This is a genomic window from Halomonas sp. 707B3 (assembly GCF_024158645.1).
In the GTDB taxonomy this organism is placed as follows: domain Bacteria; phylum Pseudomonadota; class Gammaproteobacteria; order Pseudomonadales; family Halomonadaceae; genus Vreelandella; species Vreelandella lionensis.
Genome location: NZ_JAMZBE010000275.1, coordinates 1 through 1,971, shown reverse-complemented (window position 1 = coordinate 1,971; position 1,971 = coordinate 1). Strand labels below are relative to the sequence as shown.

The 1,971-nt window shown below is 60.6% G+C and carries 2 protein-coding genes; both read right to left on the bottom strand.

What is annotated here, in order from left to right:
• Positions 1-1,015, bottom strand: a 1,015-nt coding sequence (gene dinB / locus BIS10_RS18580) for a DNA polymerase IV (RefSeq protein WP_253507720.1), incomplete at its 3' end; no start/stop codon positions are given.
• 63 nt (positions 1,016-1,078) lie between these two features.
• The coding region (locus tag BIS10_RS18575; protein ID WP_253507717.1) for a protein adenylyltransferase SelO family protein at positions 1,079-1,971 on the bottom strand (893 nt) is incomplete at its 5' end.

Below are 1,971 nucleotides of genomic sequence, written 5' to 3'. Positions count from 1 at the left end.
GCCTGATCGCGTTTAACGATGCCCTGGCCGCGCAGCCAATACACTCATACCTTGCCCACCCCACGTTCAGCAAGGTTTCGAACTGTTCCAAGTTGGGTGCGGGGTCGGCGTGTTCGACGGTGGTTTGGGTGAAGTCGTTGAATTTGATCTTCACCATTACTCCGCGCACGGCGGGTGCCGGGTCTAGGCGGGCGTAGCGGCGCTCTAAATCGCTAATCAGCTCGGGGAGCTGGCGGCGGCAGGCTTCCAGGGTGGGTAGGTCTTGGGAGTAGGTTAGCTCGGTGCTGATCGACTTGCGCTCGCGGTGGGTTTTAACCGGGCGCTCATCGCGCCCGTGGCTGAGTTCATGCAGCCGATGGCCAAAGCGGCCAAAGCGCTCTACCAGCTCGGTAAGCGGCCGGGCGCGCAGGTCCGCGCCGGTCTGAATGCCCAACTCCGCCAGCTTTTCAGCGGTGCGCGGCCCTACCCCGTGGATTTTTTTCACCGGAAGCTGCTGCACAAAGGCGTCGATATCGTCTGGCGTAATGACAAACAGCCCATCGGGCTTGCGCCAGTCACTAGCAATCTTGGCGAGAAACTTGTTGGGTGCCACGCCCGCCGAGACGGTAATGCCCACTTCCTGCTTCACCCGATGGCGGATGGCTTCGGCCATACGGGTGGCGCTGCCGTGGTGGAGCGTGACCTCCGAGACATCCAGAAATGCTTCATCCAGCGAGAGCGGCTCGATCAGTTCGGTGACATCGCGGTAGATAGCAAATACTTGGCGGGCAACATCTTTGTACTTCGCCATATCGCCACGAATCACCGTGAGGTGGGGGCAGCGTTTGAGCGCCTGAGCCATGGGCATGGCGGAGTGGATGCCGAACTTACGCGCCGGATAGTTGCATGTGGCGACCACCCCGCGCTGCTCCACACTGCCGCCAATGGCAATGGGGTTATCGGTTAACGCGGGGTTATCGCGCATCTCTACCGCCGCATAGAAGCAGTCACAGTCGCAGTGGATAATTTTGCGCACAGGCCGACCTTGCCTCCACCCTTACCTGTAAAAAAGCACAGTTTATCACAGGGTGTGCAGCATTCACGTACCACAAAAGGTGCGCAACACCTGCTCGCTTTCCGTGGCCGGGGCGGCCAAGCGGCGCGCTTCTTCGGATTCATCAAAGGGCTGTGTGACCGCCGCGAGCAGCGTGTGGAAGGGCTCGAAATCGCCTTCTACCGCCGCATCGATGACCTCTTGGATGCGGTGGTTGCGGGGAATCACCACCGGGTTGGCGCGGCGCATGGCCTCCAGGCGCTCACGCTGCTGGCTCGCTTGCTGGGCGTTTTCCCACTCAGCCAGCCAAGCGGTCAGGCCATCGGGCTGAGTGGTCAGCGCTAGCAGCGCCTCTTTTTGGGAATGGGCTGACGAGTTCTTTCTCAGCGCTTGCGCATAGTGCGTTAGCGCGTCGAACGTCGCGGTCATATCCATGCGGCCTTGATGCATCTGGATTTCCAGCGCTTCCATCAGCGGCGCGGCGCGATCGCTTTCTGGAGCGAGGCCTAGCTTATTAGCGTGCAGGCGGCGCTGTTCGGCGCTAAAGCGCTGGGTAAAGCCGCGCAGCACCTCTACCACGGCATCGCCCTCTTCCCGCATGAGCGGCAGCAAGGTTTCGGCAAAGCGGGCCAGGTTCCATTGAGCAATGCCCGGCTGATTGTTGAAAGCATAGCGCCTGCCCTGGTCAATGGAGCTGTACACCTTCTGCGGGTCGAACTGTTCCATAAACGCGCAGGGACCGTAATCGATGGTTTCACCGGCAATGCTGCAGTTGTCGGTGTTCATCACGCCGTGAATAAAGCCCAAGCTCATCCAACGCGCCACCAGCGCCGCTTGGCGGGCGGTAACGGCTTCTAACAGCGCAAGGTACGGGTCTTCAGCGTTGGCCGCTTCTGGGTAGTGGCGGGTAATCACATGGTCGGCCAGCGCTTTTAGCG